Genomic DNA, 15,227 nt, shown 5'->3' with positions numbered 1-15,227 from the left:
GACAACCGGCACACCCCATGTACCGGTACGTCGATGGTAGGCCGGCCAGCCCGTCACGGACAGTGAAACAGTCCTCACTTCAAACCTCATGACCGGCGGCCCGGCAAGGTAGATATCGTAAGCCGTGCAAGGCCTGCGAGGCGAGGGGAAGCGGCCGTCCGTTTCCCGCCAGTGGCATGACGTTCATCACAGTTTGATATTCAAAGGCCAGACGCGACACAGACGGTGTCTTTGACCACCCCGACTATAATCAAACCTCCGTGATGACCGGTTCAGACTCCATGCCCGACCCCGCCGCCCTGCTCGCCCTGGATGCCCGCCGCTCCGTGCCTTCGCGGCAGCTGGCCGAGCCCGGCCCGGATCCGGCCACCCTGCAGCGGATGCTGGCCTCGGCCGTGCGTGTGCCCGACCACGGCAAGCGCGTGCCGTTCCGCTTCCTGAAGATCGCCGGCGATGCACGTCACACTCTGGGCGACTTCCTGGCCGAGCGCAGCCGCCAACGCGACCCGCACGCCGGCGAGGCCGTGTTCGAAAAGGACCGCCAGCGATTCAGCCATGCGCCGCTGGTGATCGTGGTGGTGGCCAGCCCGCGCCCGGACCCGAAGGTGCCCGAACAGGAGCAGCTGATGACCGCCGGCTGCGTCTGCTTCGCCCTGCTGCAGGCCGCGCAGGCGCTGGGCTTCGGCGCGCAGTGGCTGACCGCCTGGATGGCCTTCGACCCGGCCGTGCAGGCCTACCTGGGGCTGTCCGAGGGCGAAGGCATTGCCGGTTTCATCCATATCGGCACGCCGAAGGCCGCCGTGCCCGAGCGCGAGCGTCCGGACCCGGCCGCCCTGCTGCGCGACTGGACGCCTCCGGCATGACCCTGCCGGTACCACCGCCGTCGCTGTACCTGGTCGACGCCAGCATCTACGTGTTCCGCGCCTGGCACTCGCTGCCGGACCAGTTCCAGGACGCGCAGGGCTGGCCGACCAATGCCGTGCACGGCTTCGCCCGCTTCCTGCTGGACCTGCTCGAGCGCGAGCGCCCGCGTCACATCGCCATCGCCTTCGACGAAGCACTGGACAGTGGCTTCCGCCACCGCCTGTACCCGGCCTACAAGGCCAACCGCGACCCGGCGCCGGAGGCGCTCAAGCGCCAGTTCGTGCACTGCAAGGCGCTGTGCGCGGCGTTGGGCCTTGCCGTTCTGGCCCACCACGAATACGAGGCAGATGACCTGATCGGCAGCGCCCTGCATGTGCATCGTGGCAGCCACCGCGGCGTGATCATCTCCGCCGACAAGGACCTGTCGCAGCTGCTGCTGGACCACGACGAACAGTGGGACTACGCACGCAACCAGCGCTGGGACGTGGCCGGGGTGAAGGCACGACACGGCGTGCATGCGCACCAGATCGCCGATTACCTGGCGCTGTGTGGCGACGCGGTGGACAACATTCCCGGTGTCAGTGGCGTCGGCAGCAAATCCGCTGCCGTGCTGCTGGCCCATTTCGGCAGCATGGACGTGCTGTACGAGCGACTGGATGAAGTGCCGTTCCTGCGCCTGCGTGGCGCCGCCCAGATGGCCGTGCGCCTGCGCGAGCAGCGCGAGCACGCCCTGCTCTGGCGCCAGCTGACCACCATCGCGCTGGACGCGCCGCTGGAAGGCAGCCAACCCGGCCTGCTGCGCCAGACCGCCGATCCCGAGCTGCTCAGCGGCCTGTGCCAGACCCTGCGCTTCGGCCCGATGACACGCCGCCGGCTGTTCGATGCCGCCGGCGTACCCGATATTCTTCCCACCCACAGCGAGCCCGCATGAGCCAGCGCAACACCGAAGCCCCGCGTGTCGTCTATGAAGGCAAGTACCAGCGCATGCTGGTGCGCGGCACCTGGGAATACAGCGAACGTACCCACGCCGGTGGCCTGGCCGCGATCATCATCGCCGTCACCCCCGAGGACAAGGTGCTGTTCGTCGAGCAGTTCCGCGTGCCGCTGCAGGCCCCCACCATCGAGATGCCGGCCGGCCTGGTCGGCGACATCCACTCCGGCGAGTCGATCGAAGTCTCGGCGGTGCGCGAGCTGGAGGAAGAAACCGGCTGGACCGCCGATCACGCCGAAGTGCTGATGATCGGCCCGACGTCCTCTGGCGCCAGCAGCGAGAAGATCGCCTTCGTGCGCGCCACCGGCCTGCGCCGTGTCGGCGAGGGCGGTGGTGATGACAGCGAAGACATCACCGTGCACGAGATTCCGCGTGCTCGGGCGGCTGCCTGGCTGGTAGAGAAAATGGGCGAAGGCTACGAGCTGGATGCCAAGCTCTGGGCCGGGCTGTGGATGATCGAGCACCATCTGGACGGACGCCCGCGTGGCTGACGCCGATCTGCACGCGCTGCCTGCGCTGCTGGGCGCAGACGACCCGGCGATCCACACGATCCACCGGCCGCAGGGCGCCTCGCCGTTCCTGCTGCTGGCCGACCATGCCGGCCAGCGGGTGCCGCGCGTCCTCGCAGGCCTGGGCTTGCCGCAGGCCGAACTGGACCGCCATATCGGCTGGGACATCGGCATTGCCGGCACCACCCGCGCACTGTCCGAACGGCTGGATGCCTGGGCGATCGAACAGACCTATTCGCGGCTGCTGATCGACTGCAACCGCCCGCTGGCGTCGCCAACGCTGATTCCGGAAGTGAGCGACCACACGGTGGTGCCAGGCAATACCGGGCTGTCGGCAGCGCAGCGGCAACAACGCATCGAAGCGATCCACGCGCCCTACCACGCGCGCATCGACGCCGAGCTTGATGCACGCCGTGATGCAGGCCGCCCCACGCTGCTGGTGATGATGCACAGCTTCACCCCGGCGATGAACGGCATGCAGCGGCCGTGGCATGCCGGCGTGCTGTACCACCAGGACACGCGTTTTGCCCATGCGCTGCTGCAGGCACTGCGCGACGAGGACGACCTGGTGGTGGGTGACAATGAGCCGTATTCGGTCAGCAGTACCAGTGACTATGCGGTGCCGGTGCATGGCGAAGGCCGTGGCCTGGTGCACGTGGAGCTGGAGATCCGCCAGGACCTGATTGCCGACGTGGCCGGGCAGCAGGCGTGGGCGGAGCGGCTGGCGCGGATCTTCAGCGCATTGCAGCCGCAGTTGCTGGCGTTTGGTTGAACGTCATCCAGGCATGGCATGGATGGTGTTGTTCAACGCAATGCGGGCGCGTCCATCCACGGGAACGGCTTGTAGCCACGCACCTGCAGCGTCGCGCCGATGTCGGCGAAGTCATCCTTGATCGCCTGCGCACGACGCCGATCCAGCGCTTCACCCAGCAGTAGCGGCAACGCGCGGCAACGCGCCAATGCATCGCCCACCGGAATCTCCAGCAGGCGCGCCACGCGCTGCGCCGCCGCTTTGATCTGCGCTTCCGGGCACGCGTTCAATGCCATATCGAAGGACGCGAAGATGCCTGTGCCCACACCCGCCTCGCGTGCAGCCGCCTGTTCCGCAGCTTCCGCTTCGCCCAGAGCCTCATCGATGCCTTCGACCTGCCGGAACGCGTCGTACTCGGCGTAGTACGCCAGCGCCTGCGCGTAGTCCCGCAGCGAAGACAACGGGCGCTGCCGCTTCTGCACGTCGAGCACGTCCGCAAACGTCGCAGGTTCCAGGAACGTGCCCAGGCCCAGCGCGCGCGCTTCAGCCGGAACCTCGCTGTCCTCATCGAATGCGGCATCCTCATCGGGTGGCAACCAGAAGCGCGCCTGCAGCAGGTCGTCATCGGTGGCGTGCACCCAACCGAAGGAGCCGTACACCTCATCATCATCGTTGCAGGCTGCGAAGGCATGCAGGGTCTGTTGCAGGTCCAGCAGTTCGATCATGCGTCGGTGCTCAGGCAGGCGGTTGCTGACGAGTCTACCGGCGCCGGGCGCAGGCCCAGCGCGATCACCACGCCGAGCGCAGCGAACAGCGCGGCGCCGTACTGTGCATTGACCATGCCCTGCAGGGCATCGGCACTGGTTGCTGCCTGCGTGCTGCGCGCGGCGTTGGCCACCATCACCAGTACCGCCAATCCCAGCGCGCCACCGATCTGCTGGGCGGTGGCGGCCATGCCGGACGCGACACCCTGCTGCGGTCCCGGCACGCCCTGACCGGCCACGATCCACATCGCTGTCCAGCTCATGCCCTGGCCGACACTGAGCACCACGATGCCCGGCAGCAGCGGCCAGTAGCCAGCGCCATGCGGCATCGCCACCGCCACCGCAGCGATGCCGATGGCACCGGCAGCGAAGCCCCAGGCCAGCACCTGCCGTGGCGAACGGCGCCGCAGCATGCGTTCGGCAATACGAATGCCGAAAGTGCACACCAGCGTCGGCAGCAGGAAGGCCATGCCGGCCTGCAGCGGGCTCCAGCCGTAGCCATCCTGGAAGTACAGCGCAAGGAAGTAGTACTGCACGCCATAGCTGCTCATGAAGGCGAAGGTCAGGCCGAGTGCCGCGCGCAGGCCAGGCAGGCGCAACAGCGAAAACTGCATCAGCGGGTCACGGCTGCGCTTTTCGATCTGCACGAACGCCGCCAGCAGTACCGCTGAAAGCAGCAGGCAGATGAGCGTGGCCGGTGCCGTCCAGCCCCACTCCGGCCCTTGCACCAGGGTGGTGACCAGCAGGCTGCCGCCGGCGGTGACGGTGAGGCAACCGGCCAGGTCGAACGAACGTCCCTGCACCCGTGGGCCATCGGCCGGTAGCCATGCACCGGCAGCCACTGCGCATGCGGTGGCCAGCGGCACGATCACCGCCAGCACTGCCGGCCAGCCGAACGCCTGGGTCAGCACGCCGCCGAGCAGCGTGCCCAGCGCCAGGCCGACCGCGCTGGCCATGCTCCAGATCGCCAGCGCGCGGTTGCGCACCGGGCCTTCGGCGTACAGCGTGTTGATCAGCGCCAGCGTGGCCGGGAACAGCAGCGCCGCACCGACGCCCTGTGCGGCACGCGCGATGATCAGCAGGGTCGCGTTCGGCGCAAGCGCGCCGAGCAGCGAGGCCAGTGCGAACAGCAGCATGCCCAGCCGGTAGAAGCGACGGCGCCCGATCAGATCGGCGGCACGCCCCCCCAGCAGCAGGCTGCCACCAAAGGCCACGGTGTAGGCACTGACCACCCACTGCAGCTGCTGCGCGTTGATCTGCAGCGCGCGGCCCATGTCATGCAGGGCGACGAAGATGACGGTGGCGTCGAGGGCGATGATCAGCTGCGCGGTGGCCAGCAGGGTCAGCGCCCAGCGTGGATAGTTGAGGGGAGGCATCGGCGGGTTGAAGCGGTGGGGGGGAGCGCAGTCTCATTGATGCGCCCATATCAATAAACCCCTTGAAGCCCATATCTGTCATGATTTTCCGCATGAATGGAGCCTCGATGGACCTCAATGCGGTGCGCATGCTGGTGCAGGTGGCGGAAGCGCGCAGCTTCACGGTGGCCGCCGGCCAGCTCGGCCTGAGCCAGTCCGGCCTGTCGCGCGCGATCGGCCGACTGGAGGCCACACTGGGGGTGAAGCTGCTGCAGCGGAATACCCGCAACGTGGCGCTGACCCCGGATGGCCGCCAGTTCGTCGAACAGGTGATGCCGCTGCTGGCTGGCCTCGACGATGCCGAGCGGCAGCTGGCCGACCGACCCTGCACGCCCTCGGGCACCTTGAAGATCAGCGCGCCGTCGATGTTCGGCCGCAAGGTGCTCGTGCCAATGCTGGCACCGCTGCTGCAACAGCATCCGCAGCTGCAGGTGGAAGCGGTGCTGAGCGACCGCCTGGTCGATCTGGTCGAGGAAGGGTTCGATGCCGCGCTGCGTACCGGCGTCATCGCCGACCAGCGCATTGTTGCGCGGCCCTTGCGGCCGCTGCGCTGGGTGACCGTGGCCAGCCCGGACTATCTGGCCCGCTGCGGCGCGCCGGTCGATGTGACCGCGCTGCAGGACCACGCCTGCCTGGCCGTGCGCAACCTGCGTAGTGGCCGCGTGGTCAACTGGCAGTTCCTGCACGACGGCCAGCTACGGGAAGTCACGCCGCCGACGCGGATGGTGTTCGACAGCGGCGATCCACTGGTGGAAGCGGCCATCGCCGGCATCGGCATCGTGCAGGTGATGGATTTCGCGGTGGCCGACGCGCTGGCCGATGGCCGGCTGCAGCGCGTGCTGCAGCCGTTCGAAGGCCGCAGCCGTGCGTTGTCGTTGATCTACCCGCCGTCGCGGCAGCACTCACCGAAACTGCAGGTGCTGGCTGACGCGTTGCTGGCCGGGAACTGGTAGATCCACGCCATGCGTGGAGGCTCCTGCGTTGCCCCCATCCACGCATGGCGTGGATCTACCGGCCGGTGCATCCGGGTCGGGGTCAGAGCCCTTTCCTTGGGAAAGGGATCTGACCCCTGGCGTTGCCGATCAGGCGAAGCTATCGGTGGCGCGCACCAGCGCGTCCACGTTCTCGGCCTCGAACGCCGAGTGGCCCGAGGCCGGGGTGATTTCCAGCTTCGCCTTCGGCCATACCTTGGTCAGGTCCCAGGCATTGGCCAGCGGGCAGACCACGTCGTAGCGGCCGTGCACGATCACGCCCGGGATGTCGGCGATGCGGTGCGCGTCGCGCAGCAGCTGGTCTTCCACCTCGAAGAAGCCACCGTTGACGAAGTAGTGGTTCTCGATGCGGGCGAAGGCCAGCGCGAAGTGCGGGTCTTCGTGGCTGTTGATGAAGTCGTCATCGACGTGCAGGAAGCTGGTCGCACCTTCCCACACCGCCCAGGCCTTGGCCGCTTCCAGGCGGGTGGTTTCGTCGTCGCTGGTCAGGCGGCGGTGGAAGGCCGAGATCAGGTCATGACGCTCCACCGACGGGATCGGCTTCAGATAATGCTCCCAGGCATCCGGGAACAGGCGGTTGGCACCTTCCTGGTAGAACCATTCCAGTTCCCAGCGGCGCAGCATGAAGATGCCGCGCAGCACCAGCTCGGTCACACGCTGCGGGTGGGTTTCTGCATAGGCCAGGGCCAGGGTCGAACCCCAGCTGCCGCCGAATACCTGCCAGCGATCCACCTTCAGGTGCTCGCGCAGCTTTTCGATATCGGCAACGAGGTCCCAGGTGGTGTTGTCCACCAGGTCGGCGTGCGGGGTGGAACGGCCGGCACCACGCTGGTCGAACAGGATGATGCGGTACTTCGACGGGTCGTGGAACTGGCGCATCTTGTCGCTGCAGCCGCCGCCCGGGCCACCGTGCAGCATCACCACCGGCTTGCCATCCGGGTTGCCGCACTGTTCGAAGTACAGCGTGTGGCGGTCATCGACCTTCAGGGTGCCGACGTCGTAGGGGGTGATGGCGGGGTACAGCGTACGCATGCTTGCAGCTCCAGGGTGATGCCCTGCCGGGGCAGGAGAACCTCCATTCTAGGCCGGTCGCCGGCCCAGGGTGATGCGGTCGCGCTGCTCCAGGTCCTGCACGGTCTGCACGTCGGCAAAACCCGCCGCGTCGAACAACGCGCGGATCGCCTGGCCCTGGTCCCAACCGTGCTCGATCAGCAGCCAACCATCAGGCAGCAGGTGGGCCAGGCCACCGTCGACGATGCGGCGGATGTCGTCCAGGCCGTCCACACCGGAGGCCAGCGCAGTGGCCGGTTCAAAACGCAGGTCGCCCTGTTCCAGATGCGGGTCGTCGCTGGCGATGTACGGCGGGTTGCTGGCAATCAGATCAAAGCGCGCGCCCTGCAGCGGCGCGTACCAGTCGTGGCCCCCCTGGGCGAAGCGCACGTTGCGCAGTTCATGGCGCGCGGCGTTGCGCGTGGCCACGGCCAGCGCGCCCGGGCTGGCATCGGTGGCCAGCACCTGCGCCTGCGGCCGCTCGCTGGCCAGCGCCAGCGCGATCGCACCGCTCCCGGTGCCGAGGTCGGCCACCTGCAGGTCGCGATTGGCCGGCAGGCGCTCCAGCGCCAGTTCCACCAGCAGTTCGGTTTCCGGGCGCGGAATCAGCGTGGCCGGGTCGACCTCCAGATCCAGCGTCCAGAAGCCGCGGCGGCCGGTCAGGTAGGCAACCGGCTCGCCGGCCACACGGCGGGCCAGCAACGCCTCGAAGACCGCCTGGTCGGCAGCGGCCAGCGGATCGGTGGCGTGCGCGAACAGCCAGCTGCGCGGGCGCTCCAGTACATGCAGCAGCAGCAGTTCGACCTCGTGGCGGGCTTCAACGCCGCCGAGCCGGGCGCTGGCATCGGCCACGATCTGGCGCAGGGAGGATTCGGTTTTGACAGACATGCCGCAATTGTAGAGCCGAGCCCATGCTCGGCTGCTTCTGGGACAGCCGAGCGTAGGCTCGGCTCTACAACAGCGGAATCCGTTCAGGTTCTGGCGAACGGGATAAGGACGGGCTATCGGCCGCATTCACCTGCCGGGAAAGATTTTCCTTGTAATACAGGCAGTTGCAGGATGGGAGCGGCAAGGTTCAGTGTCGGCTCATGGCCTTTTGATAGACTCCATCTATCAAATAGATGCAATCAATGGATTGTTCTTATCGCCAGCGAGTCGGTAACCTAGCTCCTGTCGATTCACCCACTCCCCTTCACCAGAGGAAAAACGATGTCCCTGATCAACACCCAGATCCAGCCGTTTGAAGCCAACGCTTACCACAATGGCGAGTTCATCAAGGTTTCCGATGCCAGCCTGAAGGGCCAGTGGTCCGTCCTGATCTTCATGCCGGCCGCCTTCACCTTCAACTGCCCGACCGAGATCGAAGACGCGGCTGACCATTACGCCGAGTTCAAGAAGGCTGGCGCCGAGGTCTACATCGTCACCACCGACACCCACTTCTCTCACAAGGTGTGGCACGAAACCTCGCCGGCCGTCGGCAAGGCCCAGTTCCCGCTGGTCGGCGACCCGACCCACCAGCTGACCCGCGCCTTCGGCGTGCACATTGAAGAAGAAGGCCTGGCCCTGCGCGGCACCTTCATCATCAACCCGGAAGGCGTGATCAAGACCCTGGAGATCCACTCCAACGAGATCGCCCGTGACGTGTCCGAGACCCTGCGCAAGCTGAAGGCTGCCCAGTTCACCGCCGCCAACCCGAACCAGGTGTGCCCGGCCAAGTGGAAGGAAGGCGAGAAGACCCTGACCCCGTCGCTGGACCTGGTCGGCAAGATCTAACGCAGTACCGGCCTGCCGCGGCCCCACGCCACGGCGCGCCCTTCATCCCCGTGCCGGTCCCCCGCCGGCGTGGGGGTGAACCCAAGACAGCCAACGCGCGCCAGCCTTGGCCAGCCAGCCCCTTCCACGGTCGCTGTCTTGGGTTCACCCCTACCCCCTGCTGGTCCGCTACCTTCTACAGCGGTGCCACGACCCCTGTTTGCCTGAAGCCAGGAGATGACCCGATGTTGGACGCCAACCTGCAGTCGCAGCTGAAGACCTATCTGGAGCGCGTGACCCGCCCGATCCAGATCACCGCGCACGCCGACGACGGCGCCAAGTCGCAGGAAATGCTGGAACTGCTGCAGACCCTGGAAAGCCTGTCGGACAAGATCTCGCTGCAGGTGCTGCGCGACGGCCAGGGCCGCGTGCCCTCGTTCGACCTGGGCACGCCGGGCCAGGATATCCACCTGACCTTCGCCGGCCTGCCGATGGGCCACGAGTTCACCTCGCTGGTGCTGGCGCTGCTGCAGGTCGGCGGTCATCCGTCCAAGGCCACCGCCGAACTGATCGAGCAGGTGCAGAACCTGGAAGGCGATTACAAGTTCGAAACCTACTTCTCGCTGTCCTGCCAGAACTGCCCGGACGTGGTGCAGGCGCTGAACCTGGCCGCCGTGCTCAACCCGCGCATCCAGCACGTGGCCATCGACGGTGCGCTGTTCCAGGACGAAGTGGAGAAGCGCGAGATCATGTCCGTGCCCACCGTGTACCTCAACGGTGAAGTGTTCGACCAGGGCCGCATGACCCTGGAACAGATCGTGGCCAAGCTGGACACCAACGCCGGCAAGCGCGATGCCGAGAAGATCGCCGCCAAGGACGCCTTCGACGTGCTGGTGGTGGGCGGCGGCCCAGCCGGTGCCGCAGCGGCGATCTATGCCGCGCGCAAGGGCATCCGCACCGGCATCGCCGCCGAGCGTTTCGGTGGCCAGGTGCTTGACACCATGGCGATCGAGAACTTCATTTCGGTGAAGGAGACCGAGGGCCCGAAGCTGGCCACGGCGCTGGAACAGCACGTGCGCGAGTACGAGGTGGACATCATGAACCTGCAGCGCGCCAGTGCGCTGGTGCCGGCCGGCGAAGACGGCCTGGTGCAGGTGCAGCTGGAGAACGGCGCGGTGCTGAAGTCGCGCTCGGTGATCCTGTCCACCGGCGCGCGCTGGCGGCAGATGAACGTGCCGGGCGAAGACCAGTACCGCAACAAGGGCGTCGCCTACTGCCCGCACTGCGATGGCCCGCTGTTCAAGGGCAAGCGCGTGGCGGTGATCGGCGGCGGCAACTCCGGCGTGGAAGCGGCCATCGACCTGGCTGGCATCGTGTCGCATGTGACCCTGCTGGAGTTCGATTCCAGCCTGCGCGCCGATGAAGTGCTGCAGAAGAAGCTGCGCAGCCTGGGCAATGTCACCGTGCTGACCAGCGCGCAGACCACCGAGGTGCTGGGCGACGGCAGCCGCGTCACCGGCCTGGTCTACAAGGATCGCGTCGGCGGCGACGCCCACCGCGTCGAGCTGGAAGGCATCTTCGTGCAGATCGGCCTGCTGCCCAACACCGAATGGCTGAAGGACGTGGTGGCGCTGTCGCCGCGTGGCGAGATCGTCATCGACGACCGCGGCCAGACCAACCTGCCGGGTGTGTTCGCCGCTGGCGATTGCACGACGGTGCCCTACAAGCAGATCATCATCGCGATGGGCGCCGGTTCGACCGCCGCACTGAGCGCGTTCGACCACCTGATACGCTCGTCGGTGAGCAACAGCAGTGGTGCCGTTGCTGAAGCGGCCTGATCCACCGTTCCCAGATCACCGGGAACATTGTCTGCCTGTCGGGTAACCACGCCGTCAGCCGGTCCGTTATCCCTGGGGTGTAAGGATGAACCTACGTGATCTGAAGTACCTGGTAGCCCTGGCCGACCACAAGCATTTCGGCCGGGCTGCCGCCTCCTGCTTCGTCAGCCAGCCGACGCTGTCCACGCAGATCCGCAAGCTGGAAGAAGAACTGGGCCTGCCACTGGTGGAACGCGCACCGCGCAAGGTGATGCTGACCCCGGCCGGGCAGGAAGCGGCGGCACGGGCACGGGTGATCGTGTCCGAAGTGGAACAACTCAAGGAAGCGGCGCGACGCAGCCGCGATCCGGAAGCCGGTACGGTGCGCCTGGGGATCTTCCCGACCCTGGGCCCCTACCTGTTGCCGCATGTGATCCCGCGCATCCGCGATCGCTTCCCGGAGCTGGAACTGCTGCTGGTCGAGGAAAAGAGCGATGTGCTGCTCGACCGCCTGCGCGAAGGCAAACTCGATGCTGCGCTGCTGGCGCTGCCGATGATCGACGACCAGCTGCACGCCGAGTTCCTGTTCGAGGAACCGTTCCTGCTGGCCGTGTCCGGGCGCCACCCGCTGGCCCGCCGCGAGCACCTGGACGTGCAGGAACTGGCCACACAGAAGCTGCTGCTGCTGGAGGACGGGCACTGCCTGCGCGACCAGGCGCTGGAAGTCTGCCGCCTGTTCGGCGCCAACGAGAAGTCCGAGTTCCGCGCCACCAGCCTGGAGACGCTGCGGCAGATGGTTGCCGCCGACGTCGGTATCACCCTGCTGCCCAGCCTGTCGGTGCAGCCGCCAGTGCCGCGCTCGAACAACATCCGCCTGCTCGACTTCACCGGCGAGGGCCGTCCCAGCCGCCGCATCGCCATGATCTGGCGCCGCAGCTCGGCCATGAACGACTTCCTGATGGAGCTGGCCGACCAGTTCAAGCGCCTGCCGCAGGCGCTGTTCACCCTGGAAGCGGTCAACGCCGCCGGCGACACTGCCGCCCTGCCCGGCCCCGCGCTGAACGGCTGAGCCCCCGCAGTACCGGCCTGGAATCGGCAGGAGTCGATTCCGGCCGCATTTGTCCCCACAATACAGACAGGCGGCGCCAGCAGGTGCCGCCTTTTGCATGGCTTTCAACCAAGGAGCTTCACCATGAGTACCGCCAGCGGCCTGCCGCCGTCGATCACCGTTTCTACCTTCGACATGGACCGCCTGGACGCCATGCTCGAATCCCCTGCGCTGAGCCAGACGCCTGCCGCGCTCGCGCTTGCTGAAGAACTCAACCGGGCCACCGTGCTGGCACCGGACCAGATTCCCGAAGGCATCGTCATGATGCATTCGCGCGTGGAGTGCGAAGATGAAGTGTCGGGCGAGAAGCACGTCCTGACCCTGGTCTTCCCCCGCGAAGCCAACGTCGACGAAGGCAAGGTTTCCGTGCTGGCCCCGGTCGGCAGTGCCCTGCTCGGCCTGGCCATCGGCCAGAGCATCGACTGGAACGCGCCCGGTGGCCGCAAGCTGCGCCTGCGCGTGACCGCGGTCCACAACGACCGCCCCTGACACCCGCTGCGCACCGCGCGCGATTCGATCCCCCTGCACCAGGAGCCGTAATGAGTACCCCGTCCAAACTGTCCCAGCTGCGCGAACTGTCCGTGGTCGTTGCCGATACCGGTGACTACGACGCCATCAAGCGCCTGCAGCCGGTGGACTGCACCACCAACCCGACCCTGGTGAAGAAGGCGCTGGACCTGCCGGTCTATGCCGAGCTGATCGAACGCGAACTGGCCTGGGGCCGGCAGCAGACGGGCGACCGCGAAGCCGTGGTGCACGCCGTGGCCGACCGTCTGACCATCGGCGTCGGCGCGTTGCTGAGCACCCTGGTGCCGGGCCGCGTGTCCACCGAAGTGGATGCCGACCAGGCCCACGACACCGCCGCCACCGTGGCCAAGGCCCGCCAGTTCATCCAGATGTACGCCGATGCCGGCGTGCCGCGCGAGAAGATCCTGATCAAGATCGCCGCGACCTGGGAAGGCGTGGAGGCGGCGCGCATCCTGCAGGCCGAGGGCATCGACTGCAACCTGACCCTGATCTTCAACCCGACCCAGGCACTGGCCTGCAGCGAGGCCGGCGCGTTCCTGATCTCGCCGTTCGTCGGCCGTATCCTTGATTGGTACGTGGCCAACGGCCAGACCCCGGCCACCATCGACGAAGACCCGGGCGTGAAGTTCGTACGCGGTGTGTATGCCGAGTTCAAGCGCCGCGGTTCGCCGACCGTGGTGATGGGCGCTTCGTTCCGTTCGACCGCGCAGATCGAAGCGCTGGCCGGTTGCGACCGCCTGACCATTTCGCCGGACCTGCTGGAGAAGCTGGACGCCGACCACGGCGAGCTGCCGCGCAAGCTGGTGGCTGGTGCGGCTGATGGCGCCTCGGTGACCCCGATCGACGCAGCGAAGTTCGCGGCGGACCTGGCGGCCGATCCGATGGCCACCGAGAAGCTGGCGACTGGCATCGAGGCGTTTGCCAAGGATCTGGAAGCACTGCGCGAGCGGATCCGCGCGGCACTGTGAGGATTCCGGCCAACGGCTGAGCCCCTCGTGGCGGGGGGCTCGGTTCGGTAGAGTCGACTGTTAGTCGACTTGTTCCGCGCTTGGCCGGGCGGGTTGGATTCGCGGGGGACGCCGTGAATCCGTCCCTGGAGGCTTGGCCGCGGCATCCATGCCGCGGACACCCCCGCGAACCCAACCCGCCCGCCCTCTGACAGTTTCCGGGGGCCACCCGCCACGGAAGAAAGAAAGAAGAGCAACAGCGGGTCGCGCGCTTCGCTTGCTCGCAGCCGAGCATGGCTCGGCTCTACAAGAGCATTGCAGAACCAAAGAAAAAGGACGCGGCGAAAGCCGCGTCCTTCTTCTTTTCCATCAGTTCGTCAGTTGCCCATGCTCTTGCCCACCGTCACCGGGAAACTGTCGAAGGTGGGACGGGGGCAGCTGGCAGGACCGTTGGCGCCATGGATGGCGCCATCGAGCCCCCATGGACGGGTTTACGGCGTGTCCTGCCAGCCGCCCCCGTCCCGCCCAGCCATCAGCAACCCAGAGCCGCTTTGGCTTTCAGCCGACCAGCAGTCGGCTCTACCAGGCTTTGGCTTCTGCCCGCCGCAGGCGGACCTCCGCGCGTCAGCGCGGCGCTTCCACATCCAGGCCGATCGGGCAGCTCACGCCGGTGCCGCCAATGCCGCAGTAACCGTTCGGGTTCTTCGCCAGATACTGCTGGTGGTAATCCTCGGCGTAGTAGTACGCCGGCGCCGGATACACGATCTCGGTGGTGATCGGGCCGTAACCGGCCGCATCCAGTTGGGCCTGGTAAGCCTCGCGGCTGGCCAGCGCGGCCTTGTACTGGGCCTCGTCGGTGGCGTGGATCGCCGAGCGGTACTGGGTGCCGGTGTCGTTGCCCTGGCGCATGCCCTGGGTCGGGTCGTGGCTCTCCCAGAACAGCTGAAGCAGCCGCTCCAGGCTCACCACCGCCGGGTCGAACACCACCTGCACCACTTCGGTGTGGCCGGTCAGGCCCGAGCAGACCTCTTCATAGGTCGGGTTCGGGGTGATGCCGCCGGCATAGCCGACCGAGGTGCTGTACACGCCCGGTTCGGTCCAGAACTTGCGCTCGGCGCCCCAGAAGCAGCCCAGCGCAAAACGGATCTGCTGCAGGCCGGCGAAGCGGTCCTTCAGCGGATGGCTGTTCACGAAGTGCTGGTTGCTGTGCAGCGGCAGCGGTTGGTCACGCCCCGGCAGTGCTTCTTCCGGGCGCGGCAGGCGCTGCTTGAAGGCGCCGATGCCGAGGATGCCCTGGCCAATTCCCAACATGATGCGCTCCTACGCCGGAAGGCCGGCTATGTCGTCTGCATCTGAAATGGGGGCGTCCGGCGCGTGGCCCAAGTCCAGCGCCGCCACGATGTCTTCGGCCTGCGGCCGCGCCGCGTCGGGGATACCTACCCGCAGCACGCCGAACAGCGGCAGCTCGCCCATGCCGCCCAGCAACGACTCGCCGAACACGAAGGCCGGGATGCCGGCATCTTCCAGCGCGTGCTTGACCAGGTGGGCGTCGAACAGGTTGTCGGCCTTGTACACGATGTGCATGTGGCGGCTCCTCGGGGCAAGGGTCCAGCATACGCCCGGGCGCTGAATGCCGCCGTTGACGGCGAATGACCGTTCTGCCGTCCAGCGGCCGGCGCTACCGGAAGACGGGTTGGTAGTGCCGGCCGCTGGCCGCCAGCCCCAGACGCCACCGGGCA

The 15,227-nt window shown here is 67.2% G+C and carries 16 protein-coding genes; 10 read left to right on the top strand and 6 right to left on the bottom strand.

Annotated features, from left to right (window positions below; translation table 11 throughout):
- Positions 1 to 281: 281 nt before the first annotated feature.
- Genes AASM09_RS03825 through AASM09_RS03810 form a run of 4 tightly spaced genes read left to right on the top strand, consistent with a single transcriptional unit; the run spans position 282 to position 3,136 of the window.
- The gene (locus AASM09_RS03825; protein ID WP_049428784.1) at positions 282 to 863 is read left to right on the top strand and encodes a nitroreductase family protein; all 582 of its coding nucleotides are present in this window, start codon (positions 282 to 284) and stop codon (positions 861 to 863) included.
- On the top strand, positions 860 to 1,795 hold the full coding sequence (locus AASM09_RS03820; protein ID WP_049428759.1) for a 5'-3' exonuclease: 936 nt from the start codon (positions 860 to 862) through the stop codon (positions 1,793 to 1,795). Before AASM09_RS03825 ends, AASM09_RS03820 begins: the two co-directional genes overlap by 4 nt.
- Positions 1,792 to 2,346: an NUDIX hydrolase gene (locus AASM09_RS03815; protein ID WP_343368780.1), complete on the top strand. Its 555-nt coding sequence runs from the start codon at positions 1,792 to 1,794 to the stop codon at positions 2,344 to 2,346. The genes AASM09_RS03820 and AASM09_RS03815 overlap by 4 nt, the downstream gene beginning before the upstream one ends.
- Positions 2,339 to 3,136, top strand: coding sequence for an N-formylglutamate amidohydrolase (locus tag AASM09_RS03810; RefSeq protein ID WP_049428755.1), 798 nt, complete (start codon positions 2,339 to 2,341; stop codon positions 3,134 to 3,136). Before AASM09_RS03815 ends, AASM09_RS03810 begins: the two co-directional genes overlap by 8 nt.
- A gap of 32 nt (positions 3,137 to 3,168) precedes the next feature.
- Here AASM09_RS03810 and AASM09_RS03805 read toward each other — a convergent pair whose 3' ends face one another.
- Both AASM09_RS03805 and AASM09_RS03800 read right to left on the bottom strand, forming a co-directional pair.
- The gene (locus AASM09_RS03805; RefSeq protein WP_049428753.1) at positions 3,169 to 3,840 is read right to left on the bottom strand and encodes a DUF7716 domain-containing protein; all 672 of its coding nucleotides are present in this window, start codon (positions 3,838 to 3,840) and stop codon (positions 3,169 to 3,171) included.
- Entirely contained in the window at positions 3,837 to 5,255 is a 1,419-nt protein-coding gene (locus tag AASM09_RS03800; protein ID WP_049428751.1) for an MFS transporter, read from the bottom strand. The genes AASM09_RS03805 and AASM09_RS03800 overlap by 4 nt, the downstream gene beginning before the upstream one ends.
- Positions 5,256 to 5,362: 107 nt before the next feature.
- Here AASM09_RS03800 and AASM09_RS03795 point away from each other — a divergent pair, with 107 nt between their 5' ends.
- Positions 5,363 to 6,247 carry a LysR family transcriptional regulator gene (locus AASM09_RS03795; RefSeq protein WP_049428749.1) on the top strand — a complete coding sequence of 295 codons (885 nt, stop codon included), beginning with the start codon at positions 5,363 to 5,365 and terminating at the stop codon, positions 6,245 to 6,247.
- A gap of 129 nt (positions 6,248 to 6,376) precedes the next feature.
- On the opposite strand, the gene pip is transcribed toward AASM09_RS03795, so the two are convergent.
- Both pip and prmC read right to left on the bottom strand, forming a co-directional pair.
- Positions 6,377 to 7,318, bottom strand: a complete 942-nt coding sequence (gene pip / locus AASM09_RS03790; RefSeq protein ID WP_014646006.1) for a prolyl aminopeptidase — start codon at positions 7,316 to 7,318, stop codon at positions 6,377 to 6,379.
- A 48-nt stretch (positions 7,319 to 7,366) separates the two neighbouring features.
- Positions 7,367 to 8,224, bottom strand: a complete 858-nt coding sequence (prmC, locus tag AASM09_RS03785) for a peptide chain release factor N(5)-glutamine methyltransferase (RefSeq protein WP_049428748.1) — start codon at positions 8,222 to 8,224, stop codon at positions 7,367 to 7,369.
- Positions 8,225 to 8,545: 321 nt separating this feature from the next.
- Between prmC and ahpC the strand changes: the two genes are divergently transcribed.
- The 5 genes from ahpC (at position 8,546) to AASM09_RS03760 (ending at position 13,509) form a co-directional block, all read left to right on the top strand.
- The gene (gene ahpC, locus AASM09_RS03780) at positions 8,546 to 9,109 is read left to right on the top strand and encodes an alkyl hydroperoxide reductase subunit C (RefSeq protein ID WP_005415368.1); all 564 of its coding nucleotides are present in this window, start codon (positions 8,546 to 8,548) and stop codon (positions 9,107 to 9,109) included.
- Positions 9,110 to 9,333: 224 nt separating this feature from the next.
- A complete protein-coding gene (gene ahpF / locus AASM09_RS03775; RefSeq protein WP_049428746.1) occupies positions 9,334 to 10,926 on the top strand; it encodes an alkyl hydroperoxide reductase subunit F in 1,593 nt (530 codons plus the stop codon).
- 85 nt (positions 10,927 to 11,011) lie between these two features.
- Positions 11,012 to 11,974, top strand: coding sequence for a LysR substrate-binding domain-containing protein (locus AASM09_RS03770; RefSeq protein WP_049428744.1), 963 nt, complete (start codon positions 11,012 to 11,014; stop codon positions 11,972 to 11,974).
- Positions 11,975 to 12,097: 123 nt separating this feature from the next.
- On the top strand, positions 12,098 to 12,502 hold the full coding sequence (rnk, locus tag AASM09_RS03765; RefSeq protein ID WP_049428742.1) for a nucleoside diphosphate kinase regulator: 405 nt from the start codon (positions 12,098 to 12,100) through the stop codon (positions 12,500 to 12,502).
- Positions 12,503 to 12,552: 50 nt separating this feature from the next.
- The gene (locus AASM09_RS03760; protein WP_049428740.1) at positions 12,553 to 13,509 is read left to right on the top strand and encodes a transaldolase; all 957 of its coding nucleotides are present in this window, start codon (positions 12,553 to 12,555) and stop codon (positions 13,507 to 13,509) included.
- A 603-nt stretch (positions 13,510 to 14,112) separates the two neighbouring features.
- Here the strand turns inward: AASM09_RS03760 and msrA are convergent.
- Together msrA and AASM09_RS03750 are read right to left on the bottom strand one after the other, a co-directional pair.
- A complete protein-coding gene (gene msrA, locus AASM09_RS03755) occupies positions 14,113 to 14,778 on the bottom strand; it encodes a peptide-methionine (S)-S-oxide reductase MsrA (protein ID WP_049418682.1) in 666 nt (221 codons plus the stop codon).
- A 30-nt stretch (positions 14,779 to 14,808) separates the two neighbouring features.
- Positions 14,809 to 15,072 carry a DUF2007 domain-containing protein gene (locus tag AASM09_RS03750; protein WP_010481810.1) on the bottom strand — a complete coding sequence of 88 codons (264 nt, stop codon included), beginning with the start codon at positions 15,070 to 15,072 and terminating at the stop codon, positions 14,809 to 14,811.
- Between the last annotated feature and the right edge of the window lie 155 nt (positions 15,073 to 15,227).

The organism is Stenotrophomonas maltophilia (assembly GCF_039555535.1).
In the GTDB taxonomy this organism is placed as follows: domain Bacteria; phylum Pseudomonadota; class Gammaproteobacteria; order Xanthomonadales; family Xanthomonadaceae; genus Stenotrophomonas; species Stenotrophomonas maltophilia_Q.
This window is presented reverse-complemented; position numbering and strand designations above follow the sequence as displayed.